The 18,156-nt window shown below is 67.1% G+C and carries 16 protein-coding genes; 5 read left to right on the top strand and 11 right to left on the bottom strand.

The annotated features are described in order from the left end of the window. Positions 1-507: 507 nt before the first annotated feature. Positions 508-1,686 (bottom strand): class I SAM-dependent methyltransferase, encoded by a 1,179-nt coding sequence (locus tag AVTE2539_RS12745; protein ID WP_284411088.1) that lies wholly within the window; start codon positions 1,684-1,686, stop codon positions 508-510. Between the two features lie 716 nt (positions 1,687-2,402). On the opposite strand from AVTE2539_RS12745, the gene otnI reads away from it, so the two are divergent. Next, positions 2,403-3,200, top strand: a complete 798-nt coding sequence (gene otnI, locus AVTE2539_RS12740) for a 2-oxo-tetronate isomerase (protein ID WP_284411086.1) — start codon at positions 2,403-2,405, stop codon at positions 3,198-3,200. A gap of 146 nt (positions 3,201-3,346) precedes the next feature. Next, complete coding sequence (locus AVTE2539_RS12735) at positions 3,347-4,117, top strand: SDR family NAD(P)-dependent oxidoreductase (RefSeq protein WP_284411084.1); 771 nt, start codon at positions 3,347-3,349, stop codon at positions 4,115-4,117. A 197-nt stretch (positions 4,118-4,314) separates the two neighbouring features. Here AVTE2539_RS12735 and AVTE2539_RS12730 read toward each other — a convergent pair whose 3' ends face one another. The 8 genes from AVTE2539_RS12730 to AVTE2539_RS12695 form a co-directional block, all read right to left on the bottom strand. Beyond that, entirely contained in the window at positions 4,315-5,292 is a 978-nt protein-coding gene (locus AVTE2539_RS12730) for a sugar kinase (RefSeq protein WP_284411082.1), read from the bottom strand. 10 nt (positions 5,293-5,302) lie between these two features. Beyond that, the gene (locus AVTE2539_RS12725) at positions 5,303-6,850 is read right to left on the bottom strand and encodes a UxaA family hydrolase (RefSeq protein ID WP_284411081.1); all 1,548 of its coding nucleotides are present in this window, start codon (positions 6,848-6,850) and stop codon (positions 5,303-5,305) included. A 46-nt stretch (positions 6,851-6,896) separates the two neighbouring features. Next, complete coding sequence (locus tag AVTE2539_RS12720; RefSeq protein WP_284411079.1) at positions 6,897-8,033, bottom strand: mannitol dehydrogenase family protein; 1,137 nt, start codon at positions 8,031-8,033, stop codon at positions 6,897-6,899. A 13-nt stretch (positions 8,034-8,046) separates the two neighbouring features. Further along, positions 8,047-9,057, bottom strand: a complete 1,011-nt coding sequence (locus AVTE2539_RS12715) for a zinc-binding alcohol dehydrogenase family protein (protein ID WP_284396881.1) — start codon at positions 9,055-9,057, stop codon at positions 8,047-8,049. Positions 9,058-9,116: 59 nt separating this feature from the next. Continuing rightward, positions 9,117-9,893, bottom strand: a complete 777-nt coding sequence (locus tag AVTE2539_RS12710) for a transporter substrate-binding domain-containing protein (RefSeq protein WP_272567691.1) — start codon at positions 9,891-9,893, stop codon at positions 9,117-9,119. 79 nt (positions 9,894-9,972) lie between these two features. Continuing rightward, on the bottom strand, positions 9,973-10,701 hold the full coding sequence (locus tag AVTE2539_RS12705) for an amino acid ABC transporter ATP-binding protein (RefSeq protein ID WP_284396876.1): 729 nt from the start codon (positions 10,699-10,701) through the stop codon (positions 9,973-9,975). Beyond that, entirely contained in the window at positions 10,685-11,335 is a 651-nt protein-coding gene (locus AVTE2539_RS12700) for an amino acid ABC transporter permease (RefSeq protein WP_284411076.1), read from the bottom strand. Before AVTE2539_RS12700 ends, AVTE2539_RS12705 begins: the two co-directional genes overlap by 17 nt. 18 nt (positions 11,336-11,353) lie before the next feature. Then, the gene (locus AVTE2539_RS12695) at positions 11,354-12,037 is read right to left on the bottom strand and encodes an amino acid ABC transporter permease (RefSeq protein WP_272551408.1); all 684 of its coding nucleotides are present in this window, start codon (positions 12,035-12,037) and stop codon (positions 11,354-11,356) included. A gap of 217 nt (positions 12,038-12,254) precedes the next feature. On the opposite strand from AVTE2539_RS12695, the gene AVTE2539_RS12690 reads away from it, so the two are divergent. Continuing rightward, positions 12,255-12,947 carry a FadR/GntR family transcriptional regulator gene (locus AVTE2539_RS12690; protein ID WP_284411074.1) on the top strand — a complete coding sequence of 231 codons (693 nt, stop codon included), beginning with the start codon at positions 12,255-12,257 and terminating at the stop codon, positions 12,945-12,947. 23 nt (positions 12,948-12,970) lie between these two features. On the opposite strand, the gene AVTE2539_RS12685 is transcribed toward AVTE2539_RS12690, so the two are convergent. Then, the gene (locus tag AVTE2539_RS12685; protein ID WP_284411072.1) at positions 12,971-13,717 is read right to left on the bottom strand and encodes a response regulator; all 747 of its coding nucleotides are present in this window, start codon (positions 13,715-13,717) and stop codon (positions 12,971-12,973) included. Continuing rightward, a complete protein-coding gene (locus AVTE2539_RS12680) occupies positions 13,710-14,366 on the bottom strand; it encodes a response regulator (protein WP_272567680.1) in 657 nt (218 codons plus the stop codon). The genes AVTE2539_RS12685 and AVTE2539_RS12680 overlap by 8 nt, the downstream gene beginning before the upstream one ends. A gap of 384 nt (positions 14,367-14,750) precedes the next feature. On the opposite strand from AVTE2539_RS12680, the gene AVTE2539_RS12675 reads away from it, so the two are divergent. Further along, positions 14,751-15,545, top strand: coding sequence for an ABC transporter substrate-binding protein (locus tag AVTE2539_RS12675; RefSeq protein ID WP_349817207.1), 795 nt, complete (start codon positions 14,751-14,753; stop codon positions 15,543-15,545). 1 nt (position 15,546) lies between these two features. Further along, complete coding sequence (locus AVTE2539_RS12670) at positions 15,547-18,105, top strand: sensor histidine kinase (protein ID WP_284411068.1); 2,559 nt, start codon at positions 15,547-15,549, stop codon at positions 18,103-18,105. The last annotated feature ends 51 nt before the right edge of the window (positions 18,106-18,156 follow it).

Raw genomic sequence — 18,156 nt, 5'->3', positions numbered from 1 at the left:
ATGATAAAACAAGGCCACTTCAAGGGCATCCCACCACACGCATCAAAGAGCCGTCCGGGCACACCGCAGCCCCTGCATGCAATGCGGCCAGCATGCCAAGCCCTCTATTGCCCTGGTGGTCCAGGAAGCCGCCCTGTGGAGCCAACCAGCCGCACCACCGCGTGTTCGAATGCGGTGCCTCCTTCGAATCTTCTTCTGGTGGCGCACTTGCGCCGTCGCTTGCTGCTCGTCCTTCTCAAACAGCGGGGCCGCGGCCCGATACGGCATTGACCGGCCTAGGCGCGTCGGCCGATTGATGCTCCAAGCCACCACCCGCTACAGCGCCAGCGCCGTCTCGATGCGCTGGACTTCGCCCAGGGGCATGGCTTCAGTCCGGCAGCCTTTCTTCAAGCAGACGATTGAATTCCTCCTGGGCCCAGTGCACCCCCATCCGACGCCTCGCTCTCGAGGGACGATATGGGACATCAAGGCCAGGATGTATGTCACGGGCTGGACACGGGAGCGCTGTCAGGACAGGGAGTTGCCAAGCTTCTTCGAGAGGCTCCCCTCCGATGCGGTATTGACGGCGACGCCAATTTTCTGGGCGGTATTTTGGTTGATTTTATTGGTTTCAATCATTGGCACTCCATTTTTATTGACTGGAACACCCGCCGCATTGATAGAGGTCTTGTTTCTATAGGCGTATTCTGGATACATGACCTTTTCCACTGAAAAGACACGGGAACCACCTTCCAGTCCATATCTTTTCTGCAAGGCAGACAATTTGGTGGACGGATAAAGTAGATTATTTGTTTCGGAGGTGCATCGATTAATCACCTCCAGACCCCGGGAAGAAATATTATCCAAGGCGGCTGCCTTGACTTCGCTGGGTAGTGCGGCAGCGAAAATAAGGATATCGCTCTGCAACTCCGATACCTCTGCCTTGTCCGACGAGGCACCAGCCCTGTCTTCGGCAGCTTGTACTGCAACATCGTCCGTCGATTTTCGGACATATCTGATTTTACTGGCGTCACCTTGTGCGACAGAGAAATCACTTCGATCAATTATATTGGCTTCGGCGCAGATATCCAAAAAGGCTTCGGCCCGTTCGCAAGCACCTTGATCAATATCAACCAACTGGATTTTGGCGCCCGAGTGAATATGATACATCATGGCAGAAAGTGGAAAACCGGCACCGACGAATGAAATGGTCTTGCCCTTCAGATCAGGAATTGAACTGTCTTTCGTCAACAAGCGCAACTCATTTTCCGCCATCTTGTCGTAATTATCGAGGTATGGAAAAGAGAACTGATGGCTTTCCTGCACGCCTGCAATCTTTTTGCTGTTCGGAACATCGAACACAATCTTTTTCAGATGCGTAGTTTTATCGTCTTTATTATTCAAACCGGCATCCAGCACAGGAATGCTTGTATCTTTAAAAACAGTAAAAATGTAGTCCAAAGCAATTCTTTCCATCTCCCCTTCTGAAAGATTGGAAATTTCTTGCAGATCTGATGCGATATCGCTCAGATTTTTTCTTATGGCTCGGGACTGGTCGGCAGAATAATCCTCGTTGCATGTCGTCACCAGTGAATTCAGACATTCATTGACTTCATCGCAAGGTTCGAGCCCGTTGACTATGTACGCTTGCGTGCGATTTTGATCATTCTTCACATGCTCTTTGTGCGCATCGAGCCGAGGCTTCATCGTTGCGTGAATCAACCTGATTTTTCTAACGGTTTACTCCACACGCTCTTTATTGGCCTGACTCGCAGTTGGCAACTTCTGGATATCTGCATTTCGAGGCGCCGCAATCTTCGAACTTTTGCTGGAGGCCCAGCTTCGGATGGTTGGAAGGCCAATGGCACGTGCGGCCGTCGATAGCACTTTTCCCGCTTTCGAACAGCCCCCATGTTGCGTGCGCTGCAGATCTGGCTGGGAGTCCTTGTCCTTCGGAGGCAAGACGCATTTGAGTAGTCCGCGATGGGCGTCAATCTTCATGATTCTCAATTTCATTTAAAAAAGGAGTGCGCATAATCGACAGGGACGACGCTGCCCCAGTCCAGGGATGCGAAGCTCTGTCGCTTTTTGCGAAGTCGCCGATGTGTCCGCTGATGTGCTCGGTTGGTACCGGGTCGTCGGCGCCCTGTGGATGGGCACGTACCCGTGTGTAATGAATGACGTCGAGGGCATTGCATTGCGGATCAAGGCCACAAAACACATCGGAGTATTCATTCCATGCCCTTGCCGTGTCCGACACCCAATCAACGTTTCGTTAAATCATTTCAAAGAAATGGCAATCCAATCAGCACGTGACGACGGCGTGTGAGCGGCGCTTTCAAATCTCTCGACGAGCCCCCTCGCAGCGGTCGCCTCAGCGCCAGAAAATCGCAGCCATCGCCCGCGCCCGAAAGCCGTATCGCATGCCCCGCTTTGCCGCCAACCTGTCCCTGCTCTACCCGGAGTTCGATTTCCTCGACCGTTTCGCCGCGGCTTCACGTGACGGCTTTCGTGGGGTCGAATTTCTCTTTCCCTATGACCACCCGCCCGCCGAACTGGCGGCGCGCCTGCAGGCCCATGGCCTCGAACAGGTGCTGTTCAACGCGCCACCGGGCCAGTGGGACGCAGGCGAGCGCGGCACGGCCTGCCTGCCAGGGCGCGAGGCGGAGTTTCGCGCCGGCATGGTGCAGGCGATCGATTACGCGCAAGCGCTGCAGTCGCCGCGCATCCACGTGATGGCGGGGTTGCTGCCGGCCGGCCGCACACGGGGCGAGGTGCGCGCCACCTATGTGGCCAATCTGCGCGTGGCGGCCGCAATGGCCGCGCCGCACGGGCTGCAGATCCTCATCGAACCCATCAACGGGCGGGACATGCCCGGCTACTTTTTGAACCGCCAGGACGAGGCCCATGCGCTGCTGGCCGAGATCGGCGCGCCGAACGTCCAGGTGCAGATGGACCTGTACCACTGCCAGATCGTCGAAGGCGACCTGGCCACCCAGATCCGCCAGTACGTGCCCACGGGCCGGGTGGGCCACATCCAGATCGCGGGTGTGCCCGAGCGGCACGAGCCGGATGTGGGCGAGGTCCACTACCCCTACCTGTTCCAGTTGCTGGACGAACTCGGCTACCCGGGCTGGATCGGTTGCGAATACCGGCCCGCGCGCGGCGCGGCACCCGGGGGCACCAGCGCGGGACTCGGCTGGCTGCGGCCCTTCTTGTAAGGGGTCGGCGGCGCGTACCCATCCCCAGGCGAGGGCCCCCTCGCGCCATTGGCTGACATGGCAAGCCGGCCAATGGGGATGAAATGGCACATCGCCCGGCGCCCCGTCCGCCGGCCTCTCGTTCATCTCCCTACCGACCCATTTCCATGCCACGCCTTTCCCAGAAAACCGCCCTCGTCACCGGCAGCACCCAGGGCATCGGCGCCGCGATCGCGCTGCGCTTCGCGCGCGAGGGCGCCGACGTCGTGCTCAACGGCCGCAAACCCGATGGCGGCCCGCGTGAACTCATCGAGCAGATCCAGGCGCTGGGCCGCCGCGCGGTCTACGTGCCGGCCGACATCGGCACCGCCAGCGCGGCCGCCCAACTGGTCGATCGCGCGGTGGAGGCGCTGGGCGGCCTGGACATCCTGGTCAACAACGCCGGCGTGGAGCGCCATGCCGATTTCTGGGACGTGACCGAAGAAGACTACGACCTGGTGATGGACACGAACGTGAAGGGCCTGTTCTTCGCCACCCAGGCCTTCGTGCGCCACCGCCGCGCACTGCAGCGCGGCGGCGCCGTGGTGAACATCAGCTCGGTGCACGAAGAGATCGCGTTCCCGCACTTCGCCTCGTACTGCGCGAGCAAGGGCGCCTTGCGCATGCTGGCACGCAACCTGGCCAGCGAACTGGCGCCGCTGTCGATCCGCATCAACAACGTGGCGCCGGGCGCGATCGCCACGCCCATCAACGAAAAGCTGCTGAACGACCCAGCCAAGCTCAAGGCGCTGCAGGCGCAGATTCCGATGGGCCGGCTGGGCATGCCGAAGGATGTGGCGGGGCTGGTGGCATTCCTGGCGAGCGAGGACGCGGGCTACATCACCGGCGGCACGCATTCGGTGGATGGCGGGCTGACCTACCACTATACGGAGCAGTGAAGGGGCGGCGGCGCCCGTTCAATGGAATGAATGGACAGGCGCCAGGCCGGTCCGGCGCAAGGCGCATACAGGTCGTGCATTGAAAAGGTCTCCACCGCAATAAGTACTATGGCATATAGCTATACTTTTAATAGCAACCGCTTGTAGCCTTCTTCGCCTTCCTCGCTCCGGGATGCTCTGCTGGGCAAGGGGTGTCGTCAGACCCCGTCGCCCAGTTCCTGCCGCGTGGGCAGCCCGTCCGAGTCGCCCGGAAACTGCACCACCCGCGCGCCGATGGCGTTGCCGCGCGCCGCAGCGCGGGCCAGGTCCAGCCCTTCGAGCAGGCCGCTGACCACGCCCACTGCGAAGCCGTCGCCAGCGCCGACCGTGTCCACCACGCGAGTCACCGGGCACCCGGGCGCTGTGCCCCGCGCACCGCCCTGCTGCGCGTAGAAGGCGCCTTCCGGCCCGAGCTTGACGACCACCTGCCGCGCGCCCTGGGCGAGGTAGAAGTCGGCCACACCCTCGGCGGTATCGCGCCCCGTGAGGGTGCGGCCTTCGCCCAGGCCCGGCAGCACGGTGTCGCACAGCGCCGCCAGGGCGTTGATGCATTCGGCCATGGCCTCGGGCGAGGGCCACAGCCGGGGACGCAGATTGGGGTCGAACGAAATCGTGGCGCCCGCCGCGCGCGCCTGCCGCGCGAGGTGGAAGGCCAGCTCGCGCGTGCTGGGCGACAGCGCCGGCGTGATGCCGGTTAGGTGCAGGTGACGGGCCGGGAACGCGCCTTGCGGCGCATCGGCCAGGCTCAGGTGGCTCGCGGCCGAGCCTTTGCGGAAATATTCGATCTGCGGATCGCTGCCGTCCTCGGCGCGGGTCTTGAGCATGAAGCCCGTGGGGTGCGCGGCATCGGTGGCGACGTGGCGGCGGTCGATGCCCTCGCGCTCCATCTCGCCCTGCAGGAAGCGGCCGAACGAGTCCGCGCCCAGCCGCGTGATGTAGCCGGTGCGCAGCCCCAGGCGGGCCAGGCCGGTGGCCACGTTCAGCTCGGCACCGGCCGCCGCGCGGCGGTAGTCGGCCACGGCATGCAGCTCGCCCGGGGCGGTGGCCATGAAAAGCGCCATGGGCTCGCCCACGGTCAGAACATCGAGCGCAAGGGAGTCGGGTTGCATCGGGGCGTCGTCCATCCAGGAGTTCATCGGTCCTTCGTCACATCACGGCGCCGAGCTGCCAGGGCAGGAATTCGTTGTCGCCCAGGCCGTTGTCCTCGCTCTTGCTGCGCTGCCCCGAGGCCGTGGCGATCATGAGGCGAAACAGCGCCTCGCCGGCCTCGGCGATGCTCTGGCGCCCCTCCACGATGCCACCGCAGTCGAAGTCCATGTCGAGCGCCATGCGCTGGAACATGGGCGTGTTGGTGGCCAGCTTGAGCGAAGGCGTGGGCTTGCAGCCGTAGGTCGAGCCCCGGCCGGTGGTGAAGCAGATCAGGTTGGCGCCACCCGCCACCTGGCCGGTGGCGGACACGGGGTCGTAGCCGGGCGTGTCCATGAACACCAGGCCCTGCGTGCGCACGGGCTCGGCGTAGCCCACCACGTCCATCAGCCCGCTGGAGCCGGCCTTGGCGACCGCGCCCAGGGATTTTTCCAGGATGGTGGTGATGCCGCCGGCCTTGTTGCCGGGCGAGGGGTTGTTGTTCAGGTCGCCGCCGTGCAGCGCTGCGTAGCGCTCCCACCAGGCCAGGCGCTCCAGCAGCTTGGCCGCGACCTCGGGCGTGGCGGCGCGGTGCGTGAGCAGGTGCTCGGCGCCGTAGATCTCGGGCGTCTCCGACAGGATGGCCGTGCCGCCGTGGCGCACCAGCAGGTCTACCGCCGCGCCCAGCGCCGGGTTGGCGCTGATGCCCGAGTAGCCGTCCGATCCGCCGCACTGCAGGCCCACCGCCAGGTGCCGCAGCGGCACCGGCTCGCGCCGCGCTGCGTTGGCCTGGACGAGCATGTCACCGAGGATGGCCTTGCCGTGTGCGATGGTCTCGCGCGTGCCGCCCTCGTCCTGGATGGTGAGCGTGGCGAACAGGCCGGGCGCGCGCGCCGTCAGCGTCTCCACCAGCGGCGCGATCTGGTTGACCTCGCAGCCCAGGCCGATGACCAGCACGCCGGCGAAGTTGGGGTGGTTGGCATAGCCGCGCAGGGTGCGCTGCAGCAGTTCCAGCCCTTCGCCGTTGCCACCCATGCCGCAGCCGCTGCCGTGGGTGATGGCGACCACGCCGTCCACCTGCGGGTAGGCGGCCAGCGCCTCGCCCTTGAAGGCATCGGCGATGTGGCGGCACACGGTGGCCGAGCAGTTCACGCTGGCGATCACGCCCAAATAGTTGCGGGTGGCCACGCGGCCGTCGGCGCGCACGAAGCCGTCGAAGGTCATCGCATCGGCGGATTCGGCCGTGGGGTGGTAGCCCGCGCCCGCGCTGTGGCCGTGGCCGTGGCTCGATGCCGCCATGCCCACGTTGTGCACGTGCACATGGTCACCGGCCGCGATGTCGGTGGTGGCCGTGCCGATGCCCTGGCCGTACTTGAGCACGGCCGCGCCGCGTGCGATGGGCACGAGCGCCACCTTGTGCCCCGAGGCGATGGGCTCGCGGACCTGCACGGTATGCCCGCCGATGGCCAGGCGCGTGCCCGGCTCCAGCGGCTGGCGCGCCACGGCCACGTTGTCGGTGGCGCCGAGCTGAAGGGCCAGGGGTGGGGTGGTCTGCAGGTCGGTGGTCATCGTCGGGGGCTGCGCGGCAGGGTGGTCGCAAAAGGAATGAAAAAGATCAGGCGGTTGCCAGGGCCGCCTTCAGGCGCGGCTGGGCCAGGTGCGGGGCGTGTTCGGCCGCCAGGGCCACCAGGGGGCCGAAGCGGCGCTGCTTCTTTTGCGCGTGGTTCTGCGCGATGTCGGCGATGCGGTGGTCCAGAAACGGGTTTTCGAAGCGCTCGCGCACATCGACGAGGTAGGCCTCGGCCTGCGCCCGTGCGCCCAGGGCGCCGAACACGGGCAGGATCTCCTCGGCCCACAGCGCCTCCAGCCCGGTGCGCAGCGCGGCATCGGCCATGGCCTCGCGCACGGTCTCGCCGGCGGCGCGGCCTTCCTGCTGCCATCGCTCGGCCAGGTAGGTGTGGCCGGCGTTGAGCAGCAGCAGCTTGAGCCGCTCGTAGAACGCCAGGTCGTCGGTGAGCACGATGGCCGGGTGCGTGCACGGCAGCGTGAGGCGCGGGTGGCGCTCGACCACCCAGACGGCATAGGGCTCGGCCACCGCGCCCACGGGCGCGATGGCCTCGGACACGATGCGGTCCACCAGCGAGTTGCCCCACACGCAGTGCGCCGTGAGCCAGTCGGTGCATTCGGCCGGCAGCGCCCATTGGCGTGCCAGGCCCACGACCACATCGCGCAGCACGTCGCCATTGCGCTCGACCAGTTCGCACGGCAGCAGCGTGATGGGCGCCTGCGGCGCGGCCTGCCAGCGGCCGTGCAGCAGCACCAGCAGCTTGGCGGGAAAGCTGTGCGGCGGCGCGCTGCCCGGGCGCAGCGCGGCGGGGCCGTCGCGGTCGTCGAGCAGGTAGCCGCGGTCTGCGGTGTTGGAGACGATCACGCGCACCGGTCCGGCCACGGCGGCGCGCAGCTCGGGCCAGTGCGTGGCGGCCTGCCAGGCCTCGCGCACCGCCGTGCATTGCACGGTGCGGTCCACGCGCTCGCCGCCGGCGAGACCCCGGATGCGCACGGGGTAGCCCTCGCCGCGCGCCAGCGCCGCGATGCGGGCCGCGCCGTCGGGGCGGTCGGTGGTCTGCACCACGGTGATGCCGCCCAGCGCATCGCCCGCGCCGGGAGCGCCCGCCAGCGCCTCGGACACGAACAGATCGACGTGCGCCTGCAGAAACCGGCTGGTGCCGAACTGGAGGATGGGTTGGACCATGGCAGCGCGTTCCTCAGACTTCCACCAGGGCCTTGACCACACCCTGGGCGGGGTCCAGCAGCCGCGCGAAATCGGCCGGTACGTCGGCCAGGGCCATGCGGTGCGTGTTGAGCGCCGCCGTGGGCACCTGGCCCGCGCGCATGGCGGCCAGCACGGTCTCGAAGTCTTCGGTGGTGGCGTTGCGGCTGCCCAGCAGCGTGGTCTCGCGCTTGTGGAATTCGGGGTCGGAGAAGGTGATGGTGTCGCGCACCACCGAGATCAGCACGTACTTGCCGCCGTGCGCCACGAAGCCGAAGCCGCGCTCGATGGCCTTGGCATTGCCCGTGGCATCGAACACCTGGTCGTAGAACTCGCCGCCCGTGGCGGCGGACAACTGGGCCTCGTCGCCCTCGCCCAGCGCCACGGCATGGGCCACGCCCAGCTCGCGCTGGCAAAAGGCCACGCGGTCCTGGCGGCCGTCGATGGCCGTCACCTCAGCGCCGCGCAACTTCGCGAAGATCATGGCGGCCATGCCGATCGGACCGGCCCCCACCACCAGCACGCGCTGGCCGGGCTGCACGTCGCCCCGGCGCACGGCGTGCGCGCCGATGGCGAGGAATTCGATCATCGCGGCCTGATCCAGCGTGGCGCCCTCGGCACGGTGCACGAAGGCCTCGGGCAGCGAAAGCACCTCGGTGAAAGCGCCGTCGCGGTGCACGCCCAGCACCTGGATGTTGACGCAGCAATTGGTCTTGCCCTGCCGGCAGGCCACGCAGGTGCCGCACGACAGGTAGGGCATGACATAGACCACGTCGCCCACCGCCAGGCGCCCGCCGGGCACGGCCTCTTCCACCACGCCCGACAGTTCGTGCCCCATCACCCGCGGGTACTGCAGGAACGGCTGGTTGCCCGTGTAGATGTGCAGGTCGGTGCCGCACACGCCCACGCGCTTGACGCGCAGCAGCACTTCGCCCTCGCCGCGCACGGGGCGTTCGCGCTCCACGGCGCGCAGGGTGCCAGGGGTTTCACAGATGACGGTCAGCATGGGGGGCTCGCAATGCAGGAAAAAGAGGGGTGGGTGGGTCGGTGGAATGGGCTGCTGGCTCAGTTGCCGCCGTGGTACTTCTTGTAGATCGCCACGAGCTTGCCGTTCTCGGTGTTCTTGGTGATCCAGTCGTTGATCCAGGCCTTCAGCTCGGGCTCGTTCTTGCGCAGGCCGACGCCCAGCGGCACCTTCTGCATGACGAACTTCTGCACCAGGTCCTTCTGCGGCGATTTCGCCAGGACCGTGTTCACGATGGCGGGCGAGGTGGCGATGATGTCCGCCTGCCCGCTCACCGCGGCGGTGACCAGCGTGGCGTCGTCGTCGAAGCGCACGATCTGCGCGCCCTTGGCGCCTTGCGTGACGACCTTGTCGTTGTTGGAGCCGCGCGTGGTGGCCACGCGCTTGCCCTGCAGGTCTTCGAAGCCCTTGATGTCCGCGGCCTTGGGGGCGGCGACCACGGCGAGGATCTGCGCGTAGGGCACCGAAAAGTCGATGACCTTCTCGCGCTCGGGCGTGACCGACAGCGAGGCGACCACGATGTCGGCCTTGCCCGTCTGCAGGAACGGGATGCGGTTGGGGCTGGTGGTCTGCACCATCTCCAGGGCCACGCCCAGGTCCTGCGCCAGCAGCTGCGCGGTCTCCACGTCGGAGCCCACGGGCTTCATCGCGTCGTCCACGAAGCCGTAGGGCGGCGATCCGGTGTCGAGGGCAATGCGGATCTTCTTGGCCTCGCGGATGTCCTTGAGCAGATCGGCATGGGCGCTGCCGGCGCCGAAGGCCATCAGGGCGGCCGAGGCCAGCAGGGTGCGCAGCAGGAAGGAACGCGGTGTTGTCATGGGGCTTTGTCTCCGTGTGAAAAGGAAGGGTTGGGGTCGGCCCCGTCTGGTGCGGGGCTCGGGAATCACCGTGGCAGCGCTACAGGCCGTTGCCGACGAAATCGCGCAGCTCGGTGGTGGCTGGCGCATCGAGGATCGAGGCCGGACCGTGCTCCCACACGCGGCCCCGGTGCATGAAGATGACCTCGTCGGCCACCTTGCGCGCAAAGCCCATCTCGTGCGTGACGAGGATCATGGTCATGCCGCCTTCGGCCAGTTTTTCCATCACGCGCAGCACCTCGCCGGTCAGTTGCGGGTCCAGCGCCGAGGTCACCTCGTCGAACAGCATCAGCTGCGGCTGCATGGCCAGCGACCGGGCGATGGCCACGCGCTGCTGCTGGCCGCCCGACAGCTGCGAGGGGTAGCAGTCGGCCTTGTCGGACAGGCCCACCTGCGCCAGCACGGCCTGGGCACGCTCGCGCACCTCGGCTTTGGCGGCCTTTTGCACCAGGCGCGGGGCCAGCATGATGTTCTCCAGCACGGTGAGGTGCGGGAACAGGTTGTAGCTCTGGAACACGATGCCCACGTCGCGGCGCAGCTGGTGCAGGTTGAGCCCCGGCGCGGTCACCTCGTGGCCGCACACGCGTATGCGGCCGGCATCCACCGTCTCCAGCCGGTCGATGCAGCGCAGCGCCGTGCTCTTGCCCGACCCGCTCTGGCCGATGATGGCGACCACCGAGCCCTTGTTCACCGTGAACGACACGCCCTCCAGCACGCGGGTGGCGCCGAAGCACTTGGAGATGTTCTCGATCTCAACGATGGGCGACATGAAAGCTCCTCTCCAGGCGCCGGCTCAGCACCGACAGCGGGTAACACAGGGCGAAATACAGGGCCGCCACGATCACGAAGATCACGAACGGCTCGAAGGTGGAGTTGTTGATGATCTGGCCCGCCCGCGCCAGCTCCACGAAGCCGATGGCAGAGGCCAGCGAGGTGTTCTTGACGATTTGCACCATGAAGCCCACGGTGGGCGGCGTGGCGATCTTCACGGACTGCGGCAGGATCACGTGCCACACGCGCTGGTGCCAGCGCAGGGCCAGGCATTCCACGGCCTCGGCCTGAGTGCGCGGCACCGACTCGATGCAGCCACGCCAGATCTCGCCCAGGTAGGCCGACACGTAGATCGACAGCGCCAGCGCCGCTGCCGTGAGCGGCGCCACGTTGAACCCGAGCGAGGGCAGGCCGAAATACGCCAGCGGCAGTAGCACCAAGAGCGGCGTGCCCTGGATCAGCTTGATGTAGAGAGACACGGCCACGCGCGACCAGCGCGGCCCGTACGAGCTGCCCAGCGCCACGGCAAAGCCGAGCAGCCCGCCGCCGGCGAACGCCAGCAGCGAAAGCCCCACGGTCCACAGCAGGCCGTCGAACAGGAAATGAAGGTGCGATGCGTTGAGAAAGCCCATGGTGCGTGCCTGCGGCTTTCAAAGGGGGGTGCCCAGGCGCCGGCGGCGCGGGAAGGCGACCATGGCCACCAGCCACAGCGCGCCGCGCATCACCAGCGACATGGCCAGGTACGCCGCGGCCACGATGAGATAGGTCTCCACCGAGCGGAAGGTGTCCGACTGGATGCGGTTGGCCACCGCCGTCAGCTCCTCCGCCGAGATCTGCGAGCAGATCGACGACGCCAGCATCAGCAGCACGTACTGGCTGGACAGCGCCGGGTACACGCGCTCGATGGCCGGCGGCAGCACCACGTGGCGCAGCGTCTGCCAGCGCGACAGGCCCATGCATTCGGCCGCCTCCAGCTGGCTTTTGGGAATCGACTCGATGCCGGCCCGCACGATCTCGCTGGTGTAGGCCCCCACGTTCACCACCAGCGCCACGATGGCCGCGGTGAATGCACCCACCTGCAGGCCCAGCGAGGCCAGCCCGAAGTACACGATGAACACCTGCACCAGCAGCGGCGTGTTGCGGATGACCTCGATGTACACCCCCGCCAGCCGGGCCAGCCAGCGCGAGCGGCCGGTATTGGCCAGGGCGCAGAACACGCCCACCAGGAAGCCGAAGAAGGTCGATGCCAGCGACAGCGACAGCGTGGTCCACGCCCCTGCCAGGAGGTCGGGCCAGTAGGCCAGCGGCGCGGAGAAGTCGAAAGCGTAGTTCAAGGCAGTGTCGGCGTGCGGACCGCTCGGCGGCCCATCGCAGGGGTTTCTGGTAAGGCCAATTTGAGCGCCAAATTCAAATTGGCCTTACCGGGTTAACCCCAGCCGCAGGGTTTTCAGCGATCCAATGCTTGGAATCTGGTGATTTCACCCCCTACACTGCGCACAACTTCTTTTTGGTCAGGCCATATGGTCTGGCCAATTTCAATCCACACGTTTGATGAACGACTCGACCAAAGCCCTCGAATCCCGGCGCCTGTACCAGCAGATCGCGGACAAGGTGCGCCTGCTGATCCAGCAGGGCGATTACCGGGAAGGCAGCCGCCTGCCGCCCGAGCGCGATCTGGCGCAGCAGCTGGGCGTGTCACGCCCCTCGCTGCGCGAGGCGCTGATCGCGCTGGAGATCGAGGGCAGCGTGGAGATCCGCATGGGTTCGGGCGTGTACGTGTGCAGCCGCGCGCTGCGGCGCTCCGCCCTGCCCCCTTCCATGGGCGAGAGCCCGGCCGAACTGATGCAGGCGCGCGGCGCGGTGGAGGGGGCGGTCATCGTGTTGGCGTGCGTGCACGCCACGCCGGACGGCCTGGCCCGCGTGCAGGCGAGCATCGACGCCATGCGCGCCGACATCGCGGCCGGGCGCGACGTGCTGGAACACGACCGCGAGTTCCACGTGCGCATCGCCGAGATGACCGGCAATTCGGTGCTGGTGCGGCTGGTGGGCAGCCTGTTCGACAAGCGCCGCGGGCCGCTGGCCAGCCACATGCGAGAGCGGCTGGAAGGCCAGCCGACCTGGCACGCGGCCCTGGCCGAGCATGAGCAGATCTACCGCTGCCTCGCGGCCCGCGACCCCTTGCTGGCGGAGTCGGCCATGCGCTCGCACATCCGCGCGGCGGCGGACCGCTGGGTCATGCCCTGAGGTGCCCTGCCGGGCCTTGAAGGTCAGGGCGCCAGGTAATCCCGCAACGCTTTCCAGCCGGCCACGGCGGCCGGGACGTCTTCGGCGATGGCGGCCTCTTCGAGGCGGCTGGCCACCCGGTGCCCTTCGCTGCGGCCCAGCGTGAGCAGCACGGTGCGCAGGTTGTGCGCCAGCCGGCGCAGCGCGGCCAGGTCGGCCGCCGCAGCGGCCCGGTCGCCCTCTTCGCCATCCTTGGCGAACTGCACGAAGCACCGTTCGCGATAGGCCTCGAACAGACGGCGGTTGTTGGCGAAGTGCGTGGCCACCGCCAGGGCTTCGTGGTCCGCCAGACCCGACTCGGCGGCGGGAGCCGCCGGCGCGGAGACGGCCGGCGGTGCGGCCTCCGGGTTCTGGCCGGACAACTGCAGGGCATCCTGCACGCAACCCTGCAGATCGCCCACCGAGGCCGGCTTGGCCAGCGTGCGCCAGATGTTCATCGACGCCAGCTGCTCGCGCACCTTGGTGTTCAAACCCGCGCTGAACACCACGACCTTGGCGTCCGCGGCGAGGGAGCGGTCGGCGGCCATGCGCTGGATCAGCCCCATGCCGGACTCCCCGGGCATCATCAGATCGGTGATGACCAACTGGACACGGTGCTCCGCCAGGAACTGCAGCGCCTGCTCCACGCTGCTGCAGACCTGTAGCCGCACCGGCAGGTCGTCGAGCACCATGCCGACGAAGCGGGACACCAGGGCATCGTCTTCCACCAGGAGGACGACGGGTTCATCCATGGCGCAGCGTTTCCAGGCAGGCCTGCAGCGCCCCAGGCAGTTCGGCGACCAGCCGGGGCTTGTGGATGACGGCCACGCCCTGCAGGGCGAAGGCATAGGGCGCGCGTTGCGATTCGTCGAGCGAGGTCACCACGATCAGCTCGCTGCGCGCGAACTGGGGATGGGACCGCAGCGTGGTGATCAGGGTCGCGCCATCCAGGCCGGGCAGCAGGATGTCCACGATGAGGATGTCCGGCTGCAGTTGCCCGTACAGGGCCAGCCCGGCGATGCCGTCGTCGGCCACCTGCAGCCCCAGTTCCGGAAACTGCTGCTGCACGATGAGCTGGATGAGGTTCTGGAAGTGCGTCGAATCCTCGATGAGCAGCAGCAGGGGCTTTTTCGGCGCGCCGGCCTCGGTTCCGGCCCCGGTCCGGGCGTCGTCCGCCCGGCGGTTGTGCGGCTGCGCTGGGGCGGCCTTGTTGCCCTGCAGCCATTGCTGCACGGATGCGCGGGAAATGCGCCGGTGCCCGCCGGGCGTCTTCCAGGCTTGAAGCTCCCCGCGATCCACCATGAGTTGAACGGATCGAACGGCCATGCCGAGCAGCTTGGCCACCTCCAGGGTGGTGCAGTGATCGGTCACGTCGGAGATCTCAGGAGCAGATGTTGCCATGCGTGAATTGTGCCGCTGTTGGGTTCAAAACAAACAAATTTAAAGATGATAAAAATGATTTTTCTGATTAAAATCAGCCAACGACGCTGTTTTTTATTTCTATCATTTTCTCACCATCCGATCCCATGGCCTTCACCGCTCGTCGTCCCTGCTCAAGCGTCTGGCAAAAACCCGGCGCCGCGCTGCCATGGGGCGAGCCTGGCCTGACGCGCCCTGCCCGGAACCCTGAGATCGGTCAAGGTAAAGGCACAGGCCGACACGGGCAAACGGGCACCGGCCCCTATGATGCGCTGACACCCCAGGCCGCCTTCCCGGCGGGCCTGCATCCCGAGGACATCGCGCGCCCCTTTTCCTGCAGGGCGCGGCCCTGAAGAAATGGATGGCATGAAGCGGATCGTCCTTTCCCTCTCGCTGCTTTCCGGGGCCTGCCTGGCCGCATGGCCGGCGGTGCAGGCCGGGCCGGTGTCCGATCGGGTGCGCTCGACCGGGGTCTTGCGGGTCTGCATCTGGCCCGACTACTACGGCGTGACCTACCGCCATCCCCGCACGCGCGAGCTGAAGGGCATCGACATCGACCTGTCGGCCGAACTCGCGAAAGACCTGGGTGCGCGCCTGGAGTATGTGGATTCGTCCTTTCCATCCCTGGTGGCCGACCTCACCAGCCGCCGGTGTGACGTGGCCATGTCCGCCATCGCCGTGACCCCGCAGCGCCAGCAGGTGCTGGATTTCACGCAGCCCTACCTGCACAGCGACGTGTACGCCATCACCACCAAGAACAATGCCGTGGTCACGCAATGGTCCGACATCGACCAGCCCGGCGTGCGGGTCGGCGTGCAGCAAGGCACCCTGACGGGGCCGATCATGGCGGCGCAGTTGCAGCATGCGCGGGTGGTGCCGGTCGACGCGCCCGCCACGCGCGAGCAGGAGCTCATCGCCGGCCGCGTGGATGTGTTCATGACCAACTACTTCTACAGCCGCCAGTTGCTGGACAACGCCAACTGGGCCAAGCTCCTCGTGCCGGCGCATTCGATCCGGGTCGTGCCCTACGCCTACGCGGTGCGGCCCGGCGATGGTGCCTGGCTCCGGCAGATGGAGGATTTCGTGGCCCGCATCAAGCGCGACGGCCGGCTCAAGGCCGCCGCGGAAAAGAACGGCCTCGGCCAGGTGATCGAGCCCTGACATGACGATGAAACGCCGCGCTCCCTCCCCACCCTCCCTCGCGGCGGAACCGGCGCTGCGCTTTCGCGGGCTGCCTGCCAGCGGCCTCGTGCTGGCCGCCGGCGTGGCGGCCGCGCTGCTGGCGGCGGCCGCGATGGCCCTGCTCGCCGTGAACGACATGCGTGCGACGATGACCGCCAGCCAGGTGCAGGCCCAGCTGCTGGCCCGCATCATCGAAGACCAGGCCGCCCGCACGTTCGATGCCGGCGACATGGCGCTGGGCGTGCTCGCGCATTCGCAGGCACTGACCGATGCCCCCACCAGCACGCAAGCGATGGAGGTCGCGATGCGGCAGGTGCTGGCCGGGCTGCCCTTCATGCGCGGCGTGGCGGTAGTGGACACCAAGGGCCTGGTGGTCGCCAGCACCGTCACCGGCGAGGCCGGCACCTTCATCGACGTCACGGGCCTGGGGCCCTGGGTGGAGGAAGAACGCCAGCGCATCGGCCCGCTGGTGCCGGGCCGCAGCCTGGGCAGCCTGCGCCGCACCACGCCCCCCGACGTGGCCCCGGCAGGCATGTCGTTCATTCCGCTGCTGCGCGGTTTTCGCACCAACGGCGGCCGGGACCTGATGCTCGTGGGGCTGGTCAATCCCGGTGCGCTGTCGAACTTCCAGTACCTCACGCTGGAATCCCTGAGCTACGACGCGGTGATCGCCAGCGACGACGGCCAGGTGCTGGCCAGCTCCGCGCCCGCCGCTGCCCTGGTCGGCCGGCGAATCGACAACCTGCCCGTCTTCCACAGCTACCTGCCCCACCGCGACTTCGCCAGCTACATCGGCCAGGGCGTGCTGGGCAGCGACCGCATCCTGGCCTTTCGCGCCTCGCGCGACAAGCCGCTGGTGGCGATCGTGGAAGAGCCCTACGCGATGGCGCAGGACCGGTGGCTGCAGGAGGCCCAGAGCATGCTCGGCATCGGCCTGGCCGCCGTGCTGCTCGCCCTCGGACTGACCGCGACCGCCTGGCGCGGCCTGCGCGCGCGAGAGGCCGCGCAGCGCTCGATGAACCTCGCGCAGCGAAAGATCGCGCAGAGCCAGCACGATCTGGCGGTGCTTATCAGCAGCGTGCAGGAGCTGATCTTCCGCACCGATGCGCACGGCGTCATCACCTATGCCAACGCGCGGTGGGACACGATCAGCGGACGCAGCCCCTCGCATGCCGTGGGGCAGACGCTGCCGGACATCGTGGACTCGGTCAGCCGCAACGAGGTCGTGGCCATGCTCGACACCGAATCCACGGCGCAGGCGCGCACCTGCCAGGCGCTGATCCGCAGCGCCGATGGCCGGCACCTGCTGTTCGAGCTGGCGGTGGTACCGCTCATCAGCGAAGGGCGCATCGCCGGCTTCGCCGGCAGCGCGGTGGACGTGACCGGCCGCTGGGAGGCGCAGCTCAAGCTGCAGGCCCAGCTGGCCTTCCAGAACCTGCTGCTCGAAACCACGCCCCTGCCCATGTCCCTGACCGACAAGGACCACTGCGTGGTGCTCGTGAACCGCGCCTGGGAGGAATACAAGGGCCGTGGCCGCGCGCTGGTGATCGGCGAGCGGCTGCATGCCTTCCTGCCGCCGGACGAGGCCAACGTCGTGGTGGAGGCCAACCAGCGCCTGCTGATGCAGGGCGGCAAGATGACGCTGGAGACCCGGCTGCTTCACGGCGACGGCACCCACCGCGACGCCCGCGTCTTCAAGGCAGCGCTGACCGACGAGATGGGCCACGCCACCGGCGTGCTGAGCATCCTCATGGACGTGACCGACTTCCGCATGGCCGAGCGCGCCATCCAGGAGGCGCGCACCGCAGCCGAGGAGGCCTCGCGCACCAAGTCCGAGTTCGTGGCCAACATGAGCCACGAGCTGCGCACGCCGCTGCAGTCGATCATCGGGTTCGCCGAGCTGGGCGCGCTGCGCAGCCCGGCCGATGCGCGGCTGGCCGGCATGTTCACCGACATCCACTCCTCAGGGCAGCGCATGCTCACGCTGGTCAACGACCTGCTGGACGTGGCCAAGATCGAAAGCACGGTGGGTACCTTCCACCTGGAGCGCACCGACCTGCGCGGGCTCATCCGCTCGGTCGCGCGGGAGTTCGACCCCTTGCTCGCCCGGCACCGGCTGTACCTGCGTCTGGAGCTGCCGGATCTGCCGCTGGTCGCCAAAGCCGATCCGCTGCGGTTCCAGCAGGTCGTGCGCAACGTGCTGGCGAACGCGGTCAAGTTCTCGCCCGGGGGCTCGACCATCGAGCTGCGCGGCTTCATGGACGGCCTGGGGCAGATCCACATCGAGATCGAAGACAGCGGCCCGGGCGTGCCCGAGGAAGAGCTCGAGCGCATCTTCGAGGCCTTCATGCAGTCGAGCAAGACGCGCGACGGCTCGGGCGGCACCGGCCTGGGCCTGGCCATCTGCCGCAAGATCGTCGAGGCCTTCGGTGGGCGCATCCATGCGAGCAACACGGCCCAGGGCAGCGTGTTTCACATCGTCCTGCCGGCACGCGGCGCTTCAGAAACCACACCGGCGCCGCTGACCTCCACGGTGTAGCGCCTGGCACCCGCGGCGTCCGGGCAGCGCACGCGGCCCGGTCCTTCAGCG

Source organism: Acidovorax sp. SUPP2539 (assembly GCF_030158975.1).
Lineage (GTDB): Bacteria > Pseudomonadota > Gammaproteobacteria > Burkholderiales > Burkholderiaceae_C > Paracidovorax.
The sequence above is the reverse complement of the archived record's forward strand: the minus strand, read 5'-3'. Positions and strand labels throughout refer to the sequence as shown.